The organism is Azospirillum sp. Marseille-Q6669, from assembly GCF_965111635.1.
The window spans coordinates 460,410-475,771 of sequence record NZ_CBCOOP010000001.1 but is presented as its reverse complement, the minus strand read 5'-3'; the positions used below and the strand labels follow the sequence as shown (position 1 = coordinate 475,771).

Below are 15,362 nucleotides of genomic sequence, written 5' to 3'. Positions count from 1 at the left end.
GGTCCAAGGTCAAGGCGCGGGAGCGAGAGGCAGCGGTCATGCAGGATCTTTCCTTGAGCTTCCGGCAGGCGGTGGCTCTGCATCAGCAAGGGCGCCTGCCGGAAGCGGATGCGGCGTACCGTGCCGTGCTCGACGCCGTGCCGGACCATGCGGACACGTTGCGTCTGTGGGGGCTGGTCGCCTTGCAGTCGGGTGCCGCCGGGGCGGCCTGTGCGCGCCTGTCCTGCGCGGTTGCGGCCAATCCCGGCTCGGCGGAGGCGCTGCACGTGCTCGGCGGTGCGTTCCGGCAAACCGGCGATCTCGGGAAGGCGCTCGACTCCTACCGCCGCGCGGCGGTGCTTCGGCCGGTCTTTCCCGAATGCCACTTCAATCATGGCAATGCCTTGATTCAGGCGGAGCGGCCGCTGGAGGCCGCGGTGGCCTACCGCATGGCGGTCGTTCAGCAGCCGCTGGCGGCGAACAGCCGTCTCAATCTGGCAGGGGTGCTCAACCGCATCGGAGATCCCGCGGGTGCGGCGCTCCAGGCTCGGGCTGCGGTCGTTCTGGAACCCCATCAACCCACGATGCTGACGGCGCTTGGTCGTGCCGAGACGGGTCTGGGGAACGCCGTCGCCGCCGAACGGACGCATGGTCGCGCCCGCCGGCTGGATCCTCGGCAGGAGCCTGTTGCCTATGAGCACGGCCTGGCCTTGTCGGCGGTCGGCCGAATCGAGGAGGCCGGCGTTCTCCTGCACGCCCTGGCCCGCTCCACCGACGCCACCGTGAGGCTGGGGGCCAAGCTGGCCCTGCACCGGCTGGTGCTCCGCTGCATCGACGTCGATGACTACCGGCGAGCCGCTGCCGTCACCCTGAACGGCTGGAGCGGGCAGGGGAGCCATGGAGCGGCGATGCTGCCGATGAGGGTCCGGATCGAGACCTCCAGCGCATGCAACCTGCGGTGCCGGCACTGCACCACCGGCGTGGCGTACCACAGCACCGAACGCCGCTTGCTGAAGCCGGAGTTGTTCGAGCGAATCCTGCAGGATCTCAAGGGAATCGAAGCGCTGGTCAGTTGCGTCATGTATCTGGGCGGGGAACCGCTGATGAATCCCCAACTGGAAAGGATGATTCGGCGTTTGAGGGACGAGACGTCGATCGATCAGATCCATTTCGTCACCAACGCCATGCTGGTGACCGAAGAGCGTTGCCGCGAACTGGCGGACAGCGGCGTGGCGCGGATCATCGTCTCGATCGACGGCCGCTCGCCGGAGGAGAACGATGCCATCCGCCGGGGGTCCCACTATCCCACGGTGCGCCGGAACCTGAATCTGATGCGCCGGTACCTGGAACCCGTCGGCGTGCAGCTGGACATCTCCAACAACATCATGCGCCGCCCGGGGGATCCTCCGACCGCTGCGACTCCGGCCTTTCTGATCCAGGATTTTCCCGGCCTGTCGATCGCCACGAACTACGCGTACAAGTGGCCGGGCTGGACGCAGACGGAAGAGGAAGCGACGCTGGCGGTTGAGGTCAATCCGGGTCGGCGCCGTGGTTTTTGCGGTGCGCCGTTCACGGAAACGGTGATCCGGCCCAACGGCGACGTGACGCTGTGCTGCTACGACATTTCCGGCATCGAGGTGATGGGCAACCTGAGGCAGGGCAGCCTGGAAAAGATATGGAACGGCGAGCGCTACCGTGCGGTGAGGCTGGCCATGATGGCCGGTGACGAGGCGGCTTTGCCCGGCGTGTGCCGGAAATGCCCGGTCTACACAGGGGAGGAAATCCACGAACGCCCGGCGGACCAGCCCATCCCCGACATGGCGCTCAGGTAGCCGGTCAAAGCCGCGTCGGTCCGTTGCCCCGTGCCTGCGTTCCGTGTCCACCCAGCGGCCCGCCAATCAGCGCGGAGTACCATTTGGCGGATTCCTTCGGCGTCCGCGCCTGCGTCTCGAAGTCCACATGGACGATGCCGAACCGCGTGCCGTAGCCGCCCCCCCATTCGAAGTTGTCGAGCAGAGACCACACGAAGTAGCCGCGCACGTCGGCCCCGTCCGTCACCGCCCTTGCCATCTCGCCGATGCAGGTCTGCAGATAGTCCAGCCGCTCCCGGTCCATCACGATCCCCTGCGCGTCCGGGGACTCCGGCGCCTTGGTGCCGTAGCCGTTCTCCGTCACGTAGATCGGCAGGCGGTAGCGCGCTGCGGCGTGCATCAAGGCCTCGTGGAAGGCGCTGGGCTGGAGCGGCCAGCCGATGTCGGTGCGCGGCATGCCCTCCGGTGGGGCACCGAACCCGCATCCCCAGACGGCACCCGGCTCGGCCTGGGCGAAGAGGGGGGCGTAGTGGTTCATGCCGAACCAGTCCACCGGCCGGCAGATCCGCGCCATGTCGCCCGCCTGGACATAGGGCTCGATGGCGCGGGCGATGCGCGGCGGGTAGCGGCCCAGTATCTGGGCGTCGGGGAAGCACAGATTCCACAGCTCGTCGAACAGGGCCGCCGCCTCGACGTTATCGGGCGCCGGGTCGGCGGGGCGGCAGGGCTGGAAACTGTGCACCGCCCCGATGGAGGCGCCCGGCACCAGAGCCCGCAGCACGTCCACGCCGGCCCCATGGGCAAGGTTGGTGTGGTGGATGACCTTCAGATGCTCCCCGCGGTCGGACACGCTGGGGGCGCCCCAGCCGAGCGCGTAGCCGAACAGGGTGAAGACGGAGAACTCATTGAAGGTCGCCCAGCGCGTCACCCGGTCGCCGAAGCGGCGGGCGCAGAGGACGGCGTAGTCGGCGTACCAGCCGGCGCTGTCGCGGTTCGCCCAGCCGCCGCGGTCCTGCAACGCCTGTGGCAGGTCCCAATGGTAGAGGCAGGCCCAGGGCTCGATCCCCGCCTCCAGAAGGCGGTCGATCAGCCGATCGTAGAAGTCCAGCCCGGCCTCGTTGACCACCCCGCGCCCGCGCGGCAGGACGCGCGGCCAGGAGATCGAGAATCGGTAGGCGCCGACCCCGATGTCCCGCATCAGCGCCACATCCTCGGCGTAGCGGTGGTAATGGTCGCAGGCGACGTCGCCGGTGTCGCCGTTGTCCACCCGGCCCTTCAACCGGCAGAAGCTGTCCCAGATGCTGGGTGCCCGACCGTCCTCCGCCGCGGCCCCTTCGACTTGAAAGGCCGAGGTCGAGGTTCCCCAGAGGAATCCTTCAGGAAAATCGGAGGTGAGAAGGGGCATCGCTCGCCGTTCCACAGCCTTATGTTCCAAGGAAGATCGCTCCGTCGAACCGTTTGCTCGTCATTATGCCTGTTTCTTGACCATTCCGCCAAAGGTAGTATGGGTATGGCGATCGGGGCGGATGGGAGACGACGATGGCGGACCTGAAGGATTTTGTTTGGGGCGTCTCCACCTCCGCCTATCAGATCGAGGGCGCCGCGGCGGAGGATGGGCGCGGACCCAGCATCTGGGACACGCGCTGCCGCACGGCGGGCGGGGTGGTGAACGGCGACACCGGCGACGTCGCCTGCGACCACTACCACCGCTACGCCGAAGATGTGGCGCTGATGCGCGGGCTGGGGGTGGATGCCTACCGCTTCTCCGTGGCGTGGCCCAGGGTGCTGCCGCGGGGACGCGGGATGGCCAACGAGGCCGGGCTGGACTTTTACGACCGCCTGATCGACACGGTGCTGGAGGCCGGGATTGAGCCCTGGCTGTGCGTCTATCATTGGGATCTGCCACAGGCGCTGCAGGACCGCGGCGGCTGGGCCAACCGGGACAGCGCCGGCTGGTACGCCGATTACACGACTCTGCTGGCGCGGCGTTACGGCGACCGGGTGACGCGCTGGATCACCTTCAACGAGTTCTCCGTCTTCACCCTGTTCGGCTACGCCATTCCCTGGGCGGCTCCCGGCATCACCGACCGGGACCAGCATCTGCGGGCCATCCATCACGTGAACCTTGCCCATGGGGCCGGGGTCGACGCGATCCGGGTCCTGGTGCCCGGTGCTTCCATCGGCGCGGTGCACAACCGCCAGCGGGTGCTGCCGGAAGGCGGCAAGCCGGAGAACGCGGAGGCCGCCGCCCTGCTGGACGAGCATTGGAACCTGACCTTCTGCGACCCCCAGCTTCTCGGCCATTACCCCCCGCGCGTCGCGCGCGCCATCGAGCCTTACGTGAAGGCCGGCGACATGGCGCGGATCTGCCGGCCCATGGACTGGTTCGGCCTGAACCATTACGGCCCGATTTTCGCCCGCGTGAACCCGGACACCACCTGGGGCTATGGCTGGGGTGACGCCCCGCCCGATTCGCCGACGCACGGTGTCGGATGGGCGGTTTTCCCCGACGCCTTCCGCGATGAGCTGCTGGAGATCACCCGCCGCTACCGTATGCCCATCGTCATTACGGAAAACGGTTGTGGCGGCAGCGATTCGCCGGACGAATCGGGCGTCATCGTCGATCAGCACCGAATCAATTATCTGCAGCTCTATAACGCCTCAATGCATGAAGCGATTCGCGGCGGAGCGGATGTGCGCGGTTACTTCGTCTGGTCGCTTCTGGATAATTTCGAGTGGGGAAGCGGTTACGGCAACCGTTTCGGCATCGTCCACGTCGACTTCGAATCGCAGAAACGCACGCCGAAAGCCTCTGCCCGTTGGTACGCCGACCTGATAAAGCGCACGCGTTCCGCCACCTGAGCGGGCGGCGATTTTATCATCGAAGCCTACTATTTCCATTCGACTGGCAGGCCCGTCCGCGTGTCCTGCATGAAACACATTACACATTTGCATGTTAAACCTGATGCACAGGCTTGCGCTTTGCGCATCACTTTGCCCATCCTCCGTCTTGGATCATTCGTTCTCGAAGGAAACTGACATGCAAAGCAGCGACACCGACGGTTCTGAGAATTCGGCCACCGATCTGGTTGCCATGACGGGTAAGATCGTTGCGTCTTATGTCCGCTCGAACCAGATCGCGGTGAATGATCTTCCGAACCTCATCCGGATCGTCCATCAAAGTCTGTCGGGCACCGGTCGTCCGGCCGAACCGGAAGCGGTTGAGCTGCGTCCTGCCGTGCCGGTAAAGAAGTCGGTGATGCCGGACTACATCGTTTGCCTTGAGGACGGCAAGAAACTGAAGATGCTGAAGCGCTATTTGCGCACGGCTTATGGAATGACGCCCGACGAATACCGCCGGAAGTGGGGCCTGCCCGCGGATTATCCGATGACCGCCCCGAACTACGCGGAACAGCGTTCCGCCTTCGCGAAGTCGATTGGTCTCGGCAAGAAGGCCGCCGCGCCGGTCAAGCCGGCCCGCCGTGGCCGCGCCAAGAACGTCGCCTGATCGCTCCATGCCCCGAATTGCCCCTTTCCCGCGCTTGGGAAGGGGGCAGCGGGCATGACCGCCGGTTTTGCCCGCAGCGGCTTCAGCGTTGCGCGATCCGCGGCGTAGCCAGGCTGTTCAGGCTGGTGATCCATTCCGACAGGGTGACGAAACGGCAACCGCGGGTGCGCAGAAGGCCGATGGCCCGGGGAAGCGCCTCCGCCGTCGCGTTGTAGGTGGTGTGCATCAGGACGACGCTGCCGATGGTGCCGGTGGCTTCAAGCTGGGCCATGATCTTGCCGGCGTCGCGGGTGAACCAGTCGCGCGTGTCGACGTTCCACAGCGCCGGGCTCATTTTCTCCTGATCGACGGCCGTCAGCGTGTCGTTGTTCCAGCGTCCGGCGGGCGGGCGGAACAGCACCGGGTCGGCGCCAGCGGCGGCCAGGATGCGGTTCGTTTCCGCAATCTGCGCGCGCTGGGCCTCGGTGGTCAGGGTGCGCATGTTCGGGTGGGTCAGGCTGTGATTGCCAACCTCGTGGCCTTCCTGGACGATTCGCTGAATGATCCGCGGGTGGCGGACCGCGACGTTGCCAATGGGGAAGAAGGTTGCCCGCACCCCCTCGACGCGCAGGATGTCGAGGATGCGCGGGGTCACCGCCGGGTGCGGTCCATCGTCGAAGGTCAGGGAGCAGAGGTTCCAACGGCTGGCCTTCAGCGCTCCGATGTCCACCCGCGCGTCGTTGCCGGGGACGATGGCGGCTATTCGTGACAGGCGGGCGGCTTGCCGCTCGATCTCCTGCATTTCCCGGCTCTGGTCCGGGCTGTAGGTCACGACACCGTTGTGGTCGTTGTCCTCAACGGTGGCAGGCGCCGCCGTTGCCGGTTGCTCAACGGCGGCATCCACCACGAGGCAGCTGCCACCACCGCCGACGATTCGGCGGCAGACGAAGTTTGGATCGAGATCAGGCAGGGGAGCGGCCCGCAGGACGAAACCGGAGTCGGGAACCTCAGGCTTCTGCAGGAAGACTCGGGGAACGAGGTCGGCGACCATGTCGGGTTGGCGCCGGACAACCGCCTTCCAGGCAACCCATGCGTCGGCCTCTGTCCGGTAAACGCCGAATTGCAGCATCTTGGCCGACGGCTTCCCATCCGCGTCCTTCCGCACCGTGGTGACGGTTGCCAGATGCGACGGGTCCGCCGCTTGGGCCGGCATCGCGACCGCGCCGCAGAGCGCGGATGCCATCAGGCCCGCGGCCAAAAGCCGAAAACGGGACCGCCTCCGCGCCATGGCGGGGCCGAACATGTGGGAGGTGGAGAGGCCCGAACCTGAAATCATGTGCGATCGACCATCAACATCGCCGCAGTGAGATCAGGTGTGGGCGATACCTCTTATGAGATAGAGCAAAATTTATCACGTCTCCATAAGGATCGGCGCCAAGAGGTCGTTGTCACGGATTTCCCTGGCATATTTTCCATAATGCTCCTTATGGAATTTATGCGCTCGTTCAACTAAAAGCCTCAAAAAAAACTCCAAACACCGGATTCGTGCTTCTGCTCTCCGCTCTAATGGGGCGACCTTGCGTATCTCTCCTCAGCGACGCCGAAGGAGGGTCACGCCGTCACCCACGGGCAGCATGCACAGGGCCGTCCTCTCATCTTCCAGACGGGCCGCATTGAAGGCGCGGATGGCCTCGGTCTTATGCTTGCGATCGCTGGGATCGGCGACTCGTCCGCGCCACAAAGTGTTGTCCACCACGATCAGGCCACCGCGCCTCACGAGGGTGAGGCAACGCTCGAAATAGGCATCGTAGTTTTCCTTGTCGGCGTCGATGAAGGCGAAATCGAACGACTCGCCGCCTCCATCTGCGATGAGCTTGTCCAGACCGTCGAGCGCCGGCCCGATGCGCAGGTCGATCTTGTCCGCGACTCCGGCCTCGGACCAGATCGCGCGGGCTTGGGAGGTCCACTGCTCGTTGATGTCGAAACTGATGATGCGCCCATCGTCCGGCAAAGCCTGCGCCACCGTCAGCGCGCTGTATCCGGTGAACGTGCCGATATCCAAGGTCCGGCGTGCGCCGATCAATTCGACCAGGAAAGCCAGAAGCTGGCCCTCCTCCGGCGCGATCTGATAGTGGGCCTCGGTCAGTTTGGCCGTTTCGGCGCGCAGCTTCGCCTGGATGGCGGTCTCGCGCAGGGAAGCGTCGAGCATGTACCGGTAGATGGCATCGGGCATGAAGATCGACTGCACGGTCAAGGAATCCGCTCCCCACTCTGGCCGCCCGCTCCTTGTGGGCGTCCGTTCACATGTGGGGAGCCTTGGCGATTCCGAAAGCTGTTCCCCCGTGTCTCCAATGGCCGCACCCGCAGCTTGTCAGTCGGGAGCCCGTCCGAAAGCGAAGCGCAGGGCGTCGGCCACGGCCAGCGGCAGCATCGAACCGTGGCTTTCCTCGACGAAGTCATGGAAGGCGAGCCGCAAACCCGGAACCGTCGCAAGGGTGGCCGCAACCTCCCTTCCCGTTTGCCCGGAACGCAGGCGCTTCAGCCGTTCGGCGTCCGCCGGCGGCAACGGACGTTCCACCAGCTTGCCGGACGTCTCGATCAGCAGCGCCGTGCCGGGCGCCACGCCTGCACCCACCGCTCGATCGAGGAACGCCGCCTGCTCCTTCAGGATGCCCTGCCCGTTCCACCAGATCGCCGGGTCGGCCGCGACATAGGTCTGGAACAGGTCCCCCTTGGTGTAGAGAACGTAGAGGGAGAACAGTCCGCCCAGCGAATGACCGAACAGCGTCCGGCGCTGCCGGTCGATGGGCAGGCGCGCTTCGACCGACGGGATCACCTGCGTCTCAACGAAGGCCAGGAAATCGTCGCGTCCACCGGTTTCGATGACGGAGGCGCCGTCCCGCGACGGCGGAATCAACTCCGGCGGGGTCGGCGGTGTCAGGTCGCGGTAGCGGCGGAGGACGTCGAACGGCCCGTCGATCGGATAGCCGATTCCGACGATCACCGCAGAACCGTAGGGCTCGGGCGGATTAGGACCGATGACCGACTCCATCATCGGTACGGTCGCGTTGCCGTCCAGCAGATAGATGACCGGATAGCCGTCCGGGGGCGGCGCTTCGACGGGGCGGACGAGAAACACTCGGTAATCCAGGCCCGTCCGGTCGGCGCGCAGATCGAACGATTCCACCTTGCGGGCCTCCTTCACGGTTTCGGCCATCACGGTTTCCACCGGCGCGGCCTGGACGCCGAAGCCGGACAAGGCCAGCAGCAGCACGGTCGTAGCGAATCGGAGCATCGACGTTGGTTCCTGCACAATCGAACGATGTGGACCGGTGCATCGGGTGGAACCGTGCTCGCGGCCCCATGTTGTTGCACGGTCAGCAGCAGGAGAGCAACGCGATGAGAAAGCTCCTTTCCGCAACGGCGGTCGCCCTCGTCATGGTCGCGGCCGGGCCCTCGCTCGCCCAGCAGAGCGCCGCCATCGCCAACCCGGCCAACGCCTATCGGGAGGTGAAGGACGACAACGTCATGGTGCTGTCCCTCAAGCGGACGGTCGGGCAACTGGACGACATGGATGTCCTGGGACCGGACGGCACGAAGATCGGCGAGGTTGAGGAGGTGCTGATGGACGCCTCCGGGCAAACGGTCGCCGTTGTTGTGGACGTCGAGCATGGCGTGGGGATCGGCGACAAGGAGGTCATCGTCGGCCTGGACCAACTGCGCGACGACGGGCGCAGCCTGACGACGGCGCTGTCGAACGCGCAGCTCGGAACCCTGCCGATCTGGGACGATTGAGGCCGATCCAGCCTGTCGGTAATGCGTTACTGCGGCGCCATGCGGATGGCGCCGTCAAGCCGGATCACCTCGCCGTTCAACATTTCGTTTTCCAGAATGTGCTGCACGAGTCGGGCGTATTCGGAGGGCTGGCCGAAGCGCTTCGGGAAAGGCACCGTGGCGGCGAGGCTGTCCTGGACTTCCTGCGGCATGTTCAGCAGCATCGGCGTGCCGATCAGGCCCGGCGCGATGGTCATCACGCGCACGCCGCTGCGCGCCAGATCGCGGGCGGCGCAGATGGTCAGGGCGACGATGCCGCCCTTCGACGAGGCGTAGGCGGCTTGCCCGATCTGACCCTCGTAGGCGGCGACCGAGGCGGTGTTGACGATCACGCCCCGCTCCCCCGACTCCAGCGGGTCGAGCGTGCCCATGTCCGCGGCGGCGAGGCGCAGCATGTTGAAGGTGCCGATCAGGTTGACCTCGATCACCTTGCGGAAGTCGTCCAGCGCCATCGGGCCATCGCGCCCGACGATCCGCTTCGCCGGAGCGACGCCCGCGCAGTTCACCGCGATGCGGGCCGGGCCATGGGCCGCGCGGGCCTCGGCCACGGCCTTCTCCGCCGACTCCGCGCTCGACACGTCGCAGAGCAGGCCCAGGCCGCCGATCTCCTCGGCCACCTGTTTGACCGCCGCCTCGTTCATGTCGAGCACGGTGACCTTGGCGCCCAGCTTCGCCAGATGGCGCGCGGTTTCCGCCCCCATGCCGGAGGCGCCACCGGTGACGATGGCGGCCTGACCGTTGATCTGCATCGCGCTCTCTCCCTGATGTGTTTTGCTGCCGTTTGAGTTTTACATCCCGCCCGGATAGTTCGGCCCGCCGCCGCCCTCCGGGACGACCCAGTTGATGTTCTGGGTGGGGTCCTTGATGTCGCAGGTCTTGCAGTGCACGCAGTTCTGCGCGTTGATCTGCAGGCGCGGGTCGCTGCCGTCCTCCGCCCGCACGATCTCGTACACACCCGCCGGGCAGTAGCGCGTCTCCGGCGCGTCGTAGAGCGCCAGATTGACCGCGATCGGCACCGACGCGTCCTTCAGCGTCAGGTGCGCCGGCTGGTCCTCCTCGTGGTTGGTGTTCGACAGATACACCGAGGACAGCCGGTCGAACGACACCACGCCGTCCGGCTTGGGATAGGCGATCTTCGGCATCTCCGACGCCTTCTTCAGCGTCTCGTGGTCGCCGTGCCGATGGTGCAGCGTCCACGGCGACTTGCCCTTGGTCGCCGTCTCGTAGGCCGCGTTGGCCAGACCCGCCCACAGCCCCTTCTGGAAGCCGGGGCGGATGTTGCGCACCGCATGCAGTTCCGACCACACCCAGGACGCCTTCAGCTTCTCCGGATAGGCCACCGCCTCGCGCGCCGCTGCCTCGGCGGACAGCAACTCATGCACCGCCTCGGCCGCCAGCATGCCTGACTTCATCGCGGTGTGGTTGCCCTTGATCTTGGGCACGTTGAGGAAGCCCGCCGCGTCGCCGACGATCACACCGCCGGGGAAGGTCAGCTTGGGGATCGACTGGAAGCCGCCTTCGCTGAGCGCCCGCGCACCATAGGCGATGCGCCGCCCGCCCTCGAAGGTCGGGCGGATGGCCGGGTGGGTCTTGTAGCGCTGGAACTCCTCGAAGGGCGACAGGTGCGGGTTCTCGTAGTCGAGCCCGACCACGAAGCCGACCGACACCAGGTTGCCCTCCATGTGGTAGAGCCAGGAGCCGCCGTAGGTCTTGGGGTCCATCGGCCAGCCGATGGTGTGGACGATCAGGCCGGGCTGCGACTTGGCGGGATCGACCTCCCACAGCTCCTTGATGCCGATGCCGTAGGTCTGCGGGTCGGCGTCGCGGCGCAGGTCGAAGCGCTCGAACAGCGTCTTGGTCAGCGAGCCGCGGCAGCCCTCGGCGAAGATGGTCTGCTTGGCGTGCAGCTCCATGCCCGGCGTGTAGTTGGCGGTCTTCTCGCCGTCCTTGCCGATGCCCATGTCGCCGGTGGCCACACCCTTGACCGCACCCGTGTCGTCGTAGAGCACCTCCGCCGCGGCGAAGCCGGGGTAGATCTCCACACCCAGCTCCTCGGCCTGCCCGGCCATCCAGCGGGCGAGGTTGCCAAGGCTGATGATGTAGTTGCCGTGATTGTGCATCTGCGGCGGGGCGAAGGGCGACTTGAGGGCCTTGGTCTCGGTGAGATAGAGGAAGCGGTCCTCGCGGGCCGGGGTGGTCAGGGGCGCGCCCTTCTCCTTCCAGTCGGGGATCAGCTCGTCGAGCGCGTGCGGCTCGAACACCGCGCCGGAGAGCAGGTGGGCGCCGACCTCCGAGCCCTTCTCGACGACGCAGACCGACAGCTCCTGCCCGGCGTCGTTGGCGAGCTGTTTCAGGCGGATGGCCGCGCTCAGGCCCGACGGGCCGGCTCCGACGACAAGGACGTCGTACTCCATCACCTCGCGCGGGTCGCGAGCCATCTCGTCAGCCATTTCTTCTTCTTTCCTTTTTTCGTGCGAACAAACTCAGTGCGACAACAGAACGGGAAGGGTCATCTGGCGCAGGATCTGGCGGGTGTTGCTGCCCCGTCCGAACAGCGGGAACAGCGAGCCGCCATAGCCGCCGAAGCCGCCCATCACCAGAAGATCGGCGCCGTGGTCCGAGGCGCGCGACAGCACGGCGTCCATCGGAGTCATGCTGGCGATGGTCATGCGTTCCTGCGTGGCCGTCACGCCGTGGCTCGCCAGATGCTCCAGGATGTCGACCTGCGGGACGTTGCCGCCCCCCTCCGCCCGCGGCTGGGTGTGGAAGGCGAGCAGGAGTACGGAACTCGCCTGCTTCAGCAGCGGCAGCGCGTCGTTGACGGCGCGGGTGGCCTCGCGGCTGCCATTCCAGGCGATGACCGGGCGGTCGGCGAGCTGCGGATAGCTGCCGCTGTGCGGCACGACCAGGATCGGGCGCCCGGCGTTCAGCACCACCTCCTCAAGCAGGTCCGCCGGGACGCGGCTGTCCTCCGGGTCGTGCTGGCCGAAGACGGCGAGGTCGACATAGCGCGAGCAGATCACCGTCTCGGCGATCACATGGCCGTACTCGCCATGGCTGAGCTGCCACCAGCGGGTGGTCACCCCGGCTTCGTGGGCCTTCTCCTCGAACAGCTCCCGGGCCCGCTGCGCCGCCTGGGTCAGCGCCGGGCCGGCCTTGCGCGTGACGATGCCGGCACCGGAGCTGTCGCTCTGCGCGAACAGGCCGGTCAGAACGGCGCCATGCTTCTGCGCCAGGGTCAGGGCGACGGTCAGCCGCTCCCCGCAGCGGTCGCTGTCGTCCACATGCACCAGCAGGTTCGTGAAGCTCATGGCGCCCTTCCCTTCCCTCTTCCCCGTGTTTTACGCACATCCCCGCGCGCGGGCGACCTTCGAGGCGGTCGGACGGCCGATGGCATCGCTGATATAAGCGCCAGCCGCCACCAGCCGGTCGAGGTCCACTCCCGTCTCGATGCCCAGCCCGTTCAGCATGTAGAGCACGTCCTCGCTCGCCACGTTGCCCGACGCCCCCTTGGCGTAGGGGCAGCCGCCCAGCCCGGCGACGGAGCTGTCCACCACCGCCACGCCCATCTCCAGCGTCGCCAGGATGTTGGCGAGCGCCTGGCCGTAGGTGTCGTGGAAATGCACCGCCAAGCGCTCCATCGGCACGCGCTCCGCCACCGCCGCGATCATCGCCTGGGCCTTGGCCGGGGTGCCGGTGCCGATGGTGTCGCCGAGCGAGACCTCGTAACAGCCCATGTCGAGCAGCCGGCCGGCCACCTCGGCCACCGCCGCCGGGGCGATCTCCCCCTCGTAGGGGCAGCCGAGCACGCAGGAGACGTAGCCGCGCACCGGCACGCCCCGGGCCTTCGCCTGCTCCAGCACCGGAACGAAGCGGTCCAGGCTTTCGGCGATGGAGCAGTTGATGTTCTTCTGGCTGAAGCTTTCCGACGCGGCGGCGAAGACCGCCACCTCGTCGGCGCGGGCGGCGAGCGCGCCCTCCAGCCCCTTGGCGTTCGGGGTGAGGGCTGCGTAGCGCACCCCCTCCTTGCGGCGGATGCCGGCGAAGACGTCCGGCGTGTCGGCCATCTGCGGGACCCATTTGGGCGACACGAAGCTGCCGGCCTCGATGGCGGTCAGCCCGGCGTCGGTCAGCCGGTCGACCAGACCGATCTTCACCGCCGTCGGGACGATCTGCTTCTCGTTCTGGAGGCCGTCGCGCGGGCCGACCTCCACTATGCGGACGCTCCTGGGCAGACGCATGCTCATCCCTCCGCCACGTCGAGGACCAGCAGGTCCACGCCTTCGGACACCTGATCGCCCGCCGCGAAGTTGACGGCGCTGACCGTGCCGGCGGCGGGGGCCTTGATGGTGTGCTCCATCTTCATCGCCTCCAGCAGCATCAGCGGCGCGCCCGCCTCCACCGTCTGGCCGGGCTCGACCAGCACGCGGACGACGGTGCCCGGCATCGGCGCGGTCAGGCGGCCGGACCCGCCCTCCTGCTCCGCGGCGCGGGCGGTCGGGTCGTCCAGATGCAGGCGCCACACCGCTCCATCCGATAGGATGGTCAGGTCCAGCCCCTGGCAGACCACCGTGGCGCGGGTGCGCACCGCGTCGATGGTGGCGGTCAGCGTCTCGCCATCGAGCGTCACCCGCTCCGCCCGGATGGCCGGGCGGCCCTCCACCTCGATCTCGTAGCCGTCGGGGCGGAAATGCAGGGTCAGGCCGCGCGGCGTGTCGCCGTCGAGCAGGCGCAGGTCGTGGTGGTTGTCGTCGTTGAGGCGCCAGCCGCTGGCCGACAGCCAGGGCGACCAGGGATCCGACGCGGCGCGGCGGGCCTTTCGGGCGTCGGCGTTGCGGCGGAGCAGCACGCTGAGCGCCGCGATGGCCAGCCCGCGATCCGGCACCGGGGCCGGCGGGGGCAGCAGGTCGGCGCGGTGCCGCTCGATGAAGCCGGTGTCGATCTCCACCGCGCGGAAGGCCGGGTGCCCGGCGATGGCGCCGAGGAAGGCCACGTTCGTCGTGACGCCGACCACCTCGTAGGCGGCGAGCGCCACGCGCAGGCGGCGCAGCGCGGCGTCGCGGTCCTCGTCCCAGACGATCAGCTTGGCGATCATCGGGTCGTAGAACATGGTGACCTCGTCGCCCTCGCGGACGCCGGTGTCGACGCGGACATGCTCGTTCTCGGCGGGCGGGCGCAGGCGGACCAGCTTGCCGATGGCCGGCAGGAACTCGCGCTGCGGGTCCTCCGCGTAGAGGCGCGCCTCGAAGGCGTGGCCGCGGCGGGTGAGCTGGGCCTGCATCAGCGGCAGCGTGCCGCCGGCGGCGACGCGCAGCTGCCATTCGACGAGGTCCTGGCCGGTGATCTTCTCGGTCACCGGATGCTCCACCTGGAGGCGGGTGTTCATCTCGATGAAGTAGAATCCGCCGTCCTCGTAGAGGAATTCCACGGTCCCGGCGCCGACATAGTTCACCGCCTTGGCGGCGGCCACCGCGGCCTCGCCCATGCGGCGGCGCAGGTCGTCGGGCAGCGCCGGGGCCGGGGCCTCCTCGATCACCTTCTGATGGCGGCGCTGGATCGAGCAGTCGCGCTCGAACAGATAGACGCCGTTGCCGTGGGTGTCGCAGAAGACCTGGATCTCCACATGGCGCGGGCGGCCCAGATACTTTTCCAGAAGCACGCTGTCGTCGCCGAAGGCGGCCTTCGCCTCGCGCTTGGCGCCGGCGACCGCGTCAGCGAATTCGCCGGCGGCGCGGACCACGCGCATCCCCTTGCCGCCGCCGCCCGCCGACGCCTTGACCAGCACCGGATAGCCGATGCGCTCGGCCTCCGCGCTCAGCGTCTCCAGGTCCTGGGCGTCGCCGTGGAAGCCGGGGACCAGCGGCACGTCGGCCTGGGACATCACGCGCTTGGATTCCGCCTTGGAGCCCATGACGCGGATGGCCTCGATCGGCGGGCCGATGAAGACCACGCCGGCCTCCGCGCAGGCCGCCGCGAAGCCGGCGTTCTCCGACAGGAAGCCGTAGCCGGGATGGATGGCCTGGGCGCCGGTGCGTTTGGCGACCTCAAGAATGACATCGCCGCGCAGGTAGCTCTCGCCAACCGGCGCCGGGCCGATGCAGACGGCCTCGTCGGCCATCTCCACATGCATGGCGCGGGCGTCGGCCTCCGAATAGACGGCGACGGTGCGGATGCCCATGCGGCGGGCGGTGCGGATGACGCGGCAGGCGATCTCGCCGCGGTTTGCGATCAGAATCTTGTCGAACATGGTC

13 protein-coding genes are annotated in these 15,362 nt (G+C 67.4%); 4 read left to right on the top strand and 9 right to left on the bottom strand.

Features of this window, described 5'->3' with window-relative positions; all coding sequences use genetic code 11:
* The first annotated feature begins 38 nt into the window (after positions 1-38).
* Positions 39-1,811 (top strand): radical SAM protein, encoded by a 1,773-nt coding sequence (locus tag ACWPXE_RS01940; protein ID WP_454016466.1) that lies wholly within the window; start codon positions 39-41, stop codon positions 1,809-1,811.
* A gap of 4 nt (positions 1,812-1,815) precedes the next feature.
* On the opposite strand, the gene ACWPXE_RS01935 is transcribed toward ACWPXE_RS01940, so the two are convergent.
* Positions 1,816-3,195 carry a GH1 family beta-glucosidase gene (locus ACWPXE_RS01935; protein WP_454016465.1) on the bottom strand — a complete coding sequence of 460 codons (1,380 nt, stop codon included), beginning with the start codon at positions 3,193-3,195 and terminating at the stop codon, positions 1,816-1,818.
* A gap of 134 nt (positions 3,196-3,329) precedes the next feature.
* Between ACWPXE_RS01935 and ACWPXE_RS01930 the strand changes: the two genes are divergently transcribed.
* A complete protein-coding gene (locus ACWPXE_RS01930) occupies positions 3,330-4,652 on the top strand; it encodes a GH1 family beta-glucosidase (protein ID WP_454016464.1) in 1,323 nt (440 codons plus the stop codon).
* 178 nt (positions 4,653-4,830) lie between these two features.
* Positions 4,831-5,298 (top strand): MucR family transcriptional regulator, encoded by a 468-nt coding sequence (locus ACWPXE_RS01925; RefSeq protein ID WP_014242569.1) that lies wholly within the window; start codon positions 4,831-4,833, stop codon positions 5,296-5,298.
* Positions 5,299-5,380: 82 nt separating this feature from the next.
* On the opposite strand, the gene ACWPXE_RS01920 is transcribed toward ACWPXE_RS01925, so the two are convergent.
* The 3 genes from ACWPXE_RS01920 to ACWPXE_RS01910 all read right to left on the bottom strand — a co-directional run bounded on the left by ACWPXE_RS01920 (position 5,381) and on the right by ACWPXE_RS01910 (position 8,572).
* Positions 5,381-6,520: a polysaccharide deacetylase family protein gene (locus ACWPXE_RS01920; protein ID WP_454016463.1), complete on the bottom strand. Its 1,140-nt coding sequence runs from the start codon at positions 6,518-6,520 to the stop codon at positions 5,381-5,383.
* 348 nt (positions 6,521-6,868) lie between these two features.
* Positions 6,869-7,525 carry a class I SAM-dependent methyltransferase gene (locus tag ACWPXE_RS01915; RefSeq protein WP_454017890.1) on the bottom strand — a complete coding sequence of 219 codons (657 nt, stop codon included), beginning with the start codon at positions 7,523-7,525 and terminating at the stop codon, positions 6,869-6,871.
* A 123-nt stretch (positions 7,526-7,648) separates the two neighbouring features.
* The gene (locus ACWPXE_RS01910; RefSeq protein WP_454016462.1) at positions 7,649-8,572 is read right to left on the bottom strand and encodes an alpha/beta hydrolase; all 924 of its coding nucleotides are present in this window, start codon (positions 8,570-8,572) and stop codon (positions 7,649-7,651) included.
* A gap of 104 nt (positions 8,573-8,676) precedes the next feature.
* On the opposite strand from ACWPXE_RS01910, the gene ACWPXE_RS01905 reads away from it, so the two are divergent.
* A complete protein-coding gene (locus ACWPXE_RS01905) occupies positions 8,677-9,072 on the top strand; it encodes a PRC-barrel domain-containing protein (protein ID WP_454016461.1) in 396 nt (131 codons plus the stop codon).
* 26 nt (positions 9,073-9,098) lie between these two features.
* Here ACWPXE_RS01905 and ACWPXE_RS01900 read toward each other — a convergent pair whose 3' ends face one another.
* The 5 genes from ACWPXE_RS01900 to ACWPXE_RS01880 are packed head-to-tail and all read right to left on the bottom strand — an operon-like array spanning position 9,099 to position 15,358.
* Positions 9,099-9,860, bottom strand: coding sequence for an SDR family NAD(P)-dependent oxidoreductase (locus ACWPXE_RS01900; RefSeq protein WP_014242576.1), 762 nt, complete (start codon positions 9,858-9,860; stop codon positions 9,099-9,101).
* 39 nt (positions 9,861-9,899) lie between these two features.
* Positions 9,900-11,549 carry a 4Fe-4S dicluster domain-containing protein gene (locus ACWPXE_RS01895; protein ID WP_454017889.1) on the bottom strand — a complete coding sequence of 550 codons (1,650 nt, stop codon included), beginning with the start codon at positions 11,547-11,549 and terminating at the stop codon, positions 9,900-9,902.
* 45 nt (positions 11,550-11,594) lie between these two features.
* The gene (locus ACWPXE_RS01890; protein ID WP_454016460.1) at positions 11,595-12,422 is read right to left on the bottom strand and encodes a universal stress protein; all 828 of its coding nucleotides are present in this window, start codon (positions 12,420-12,422) and stop codon (positions 11,595-11,597) included.
* 30 nt (positions 12,423-12,452) lie between these two features.
* Complete coding sequence (locus ACWPXE_RS01885) at positions 12,453-13,352, bottom strand: hydroxymethylglutaryl-CoA lyase (RefSeq protein ID WP_454016459.1); 900 nt, start codon at positions 13,350-13,352, stop codon at positions 12,453-12,455.
* 2 nt (positions 13,353-13,354) lie between these two features.
* Positions 13,355-15,358: an acetyl-CoA carboxylase biotin carboxylase subunit gene (locus ACWPXE_RS01880; RefSeq protein WP_454016458.1), complete on the bottom strand. Its 2,004-nt coding sequence runs from the start codon at positions 15,356-15,358 to the stop codon at positions 13,355-13,357.
* Positions 15,359-15,362 lie beyond the last annotated feature (4 nt).

Bases quoted from the DNA above. Each gene is read 5' to 3' on its own strand.
- ACWPXE_RS01940 (WP_454016466.1), top strand. From the start codon at position 39: ATGCAGGATCTTTCCTTGAGCTTCCGGCAGGCGGTGGCTCTGCATCAG.
- ACWPXE_RS01935 (WP_454016465.1), bottom strand. From the start codon at position 3,195: ATGCCCCTTCTCACCTCCGATTTTCCTGAAGGATTCCTCTGGGGAACC.
- ACWPXE_RS01930 (WP_454016464.1), top strand. From the start codon at position 3,330: ATGGCGGACCTGAAGGATTTTGTTTGGGGCGTCTCCACCTCCGCCTAT.
- ACWPXE_RS01925 (WP_014242569.1), top strand. From the start codon at position 4,831: ATGCAAAGCAGCGACACCGACGGTTCTGAGAATTCGGCCACCGATCTG.
- ACWPXE_RS01920 (WP_454016463.1), bottom strand. From the start codon at position 6,520: ATGGCATCCGCGCTCTGCGGCGCGGTCGCGATGCCGGCCCAAGCGGCG.
- ACWPXE_RS01910 (WP_454016462.1), bottom strand. From the start codon at position 8,572: ATGCTCCGATTCGCTACGACCGTGCTGCTGCTGGCCTTGTCCGGCTTC.
- ACWPXE_RS01905 (WP_454016461.1), top strand. From the start codon at position 8,677: ATGAGAAAGCTCCTTTCCGCAACGGCGGTCGCCCTCGTCATGGTCGCG.
- ACWPXE_RS01900 (WP_014242576.1), bottom strand. From the start codon at position 9,860: ATGCAGATCAACGGTCAGGCCGCCATCGTCACCGGTGGCGCCTCCGGC.
- ACWPXE_RS01895 (WP_454017889.1), bottom strand. From the start codon at position 11,549: ATGGCTCGCGACCCGCGCGAGGTGATGGAGTACGACGTCCTTGTCGTC.
- ACWPXE_RS01890 (WP_454016460.1), bottom strand. From the start codon at position 12,422: ATGAGCTTCACGAACCTGCTGGTGCATGTGGACGACAGCGACCGCTGC.
- ACWPXE_RS01885 (WP_454016459.1), bottom strand. From the start codon at position 13,352: ATGCGTCTGCCCAGGAGCGTCCGCATAGTGGAGGTCGGCCCGCGCGAC.
- ACWPXE_RS01880 (WP_454016458.1), bottom strand. From the start codon at position 15,358: ATGTTCGACAAGATTCTGATCGCAAACCGCGGCGAGATCGCCTGCCGC.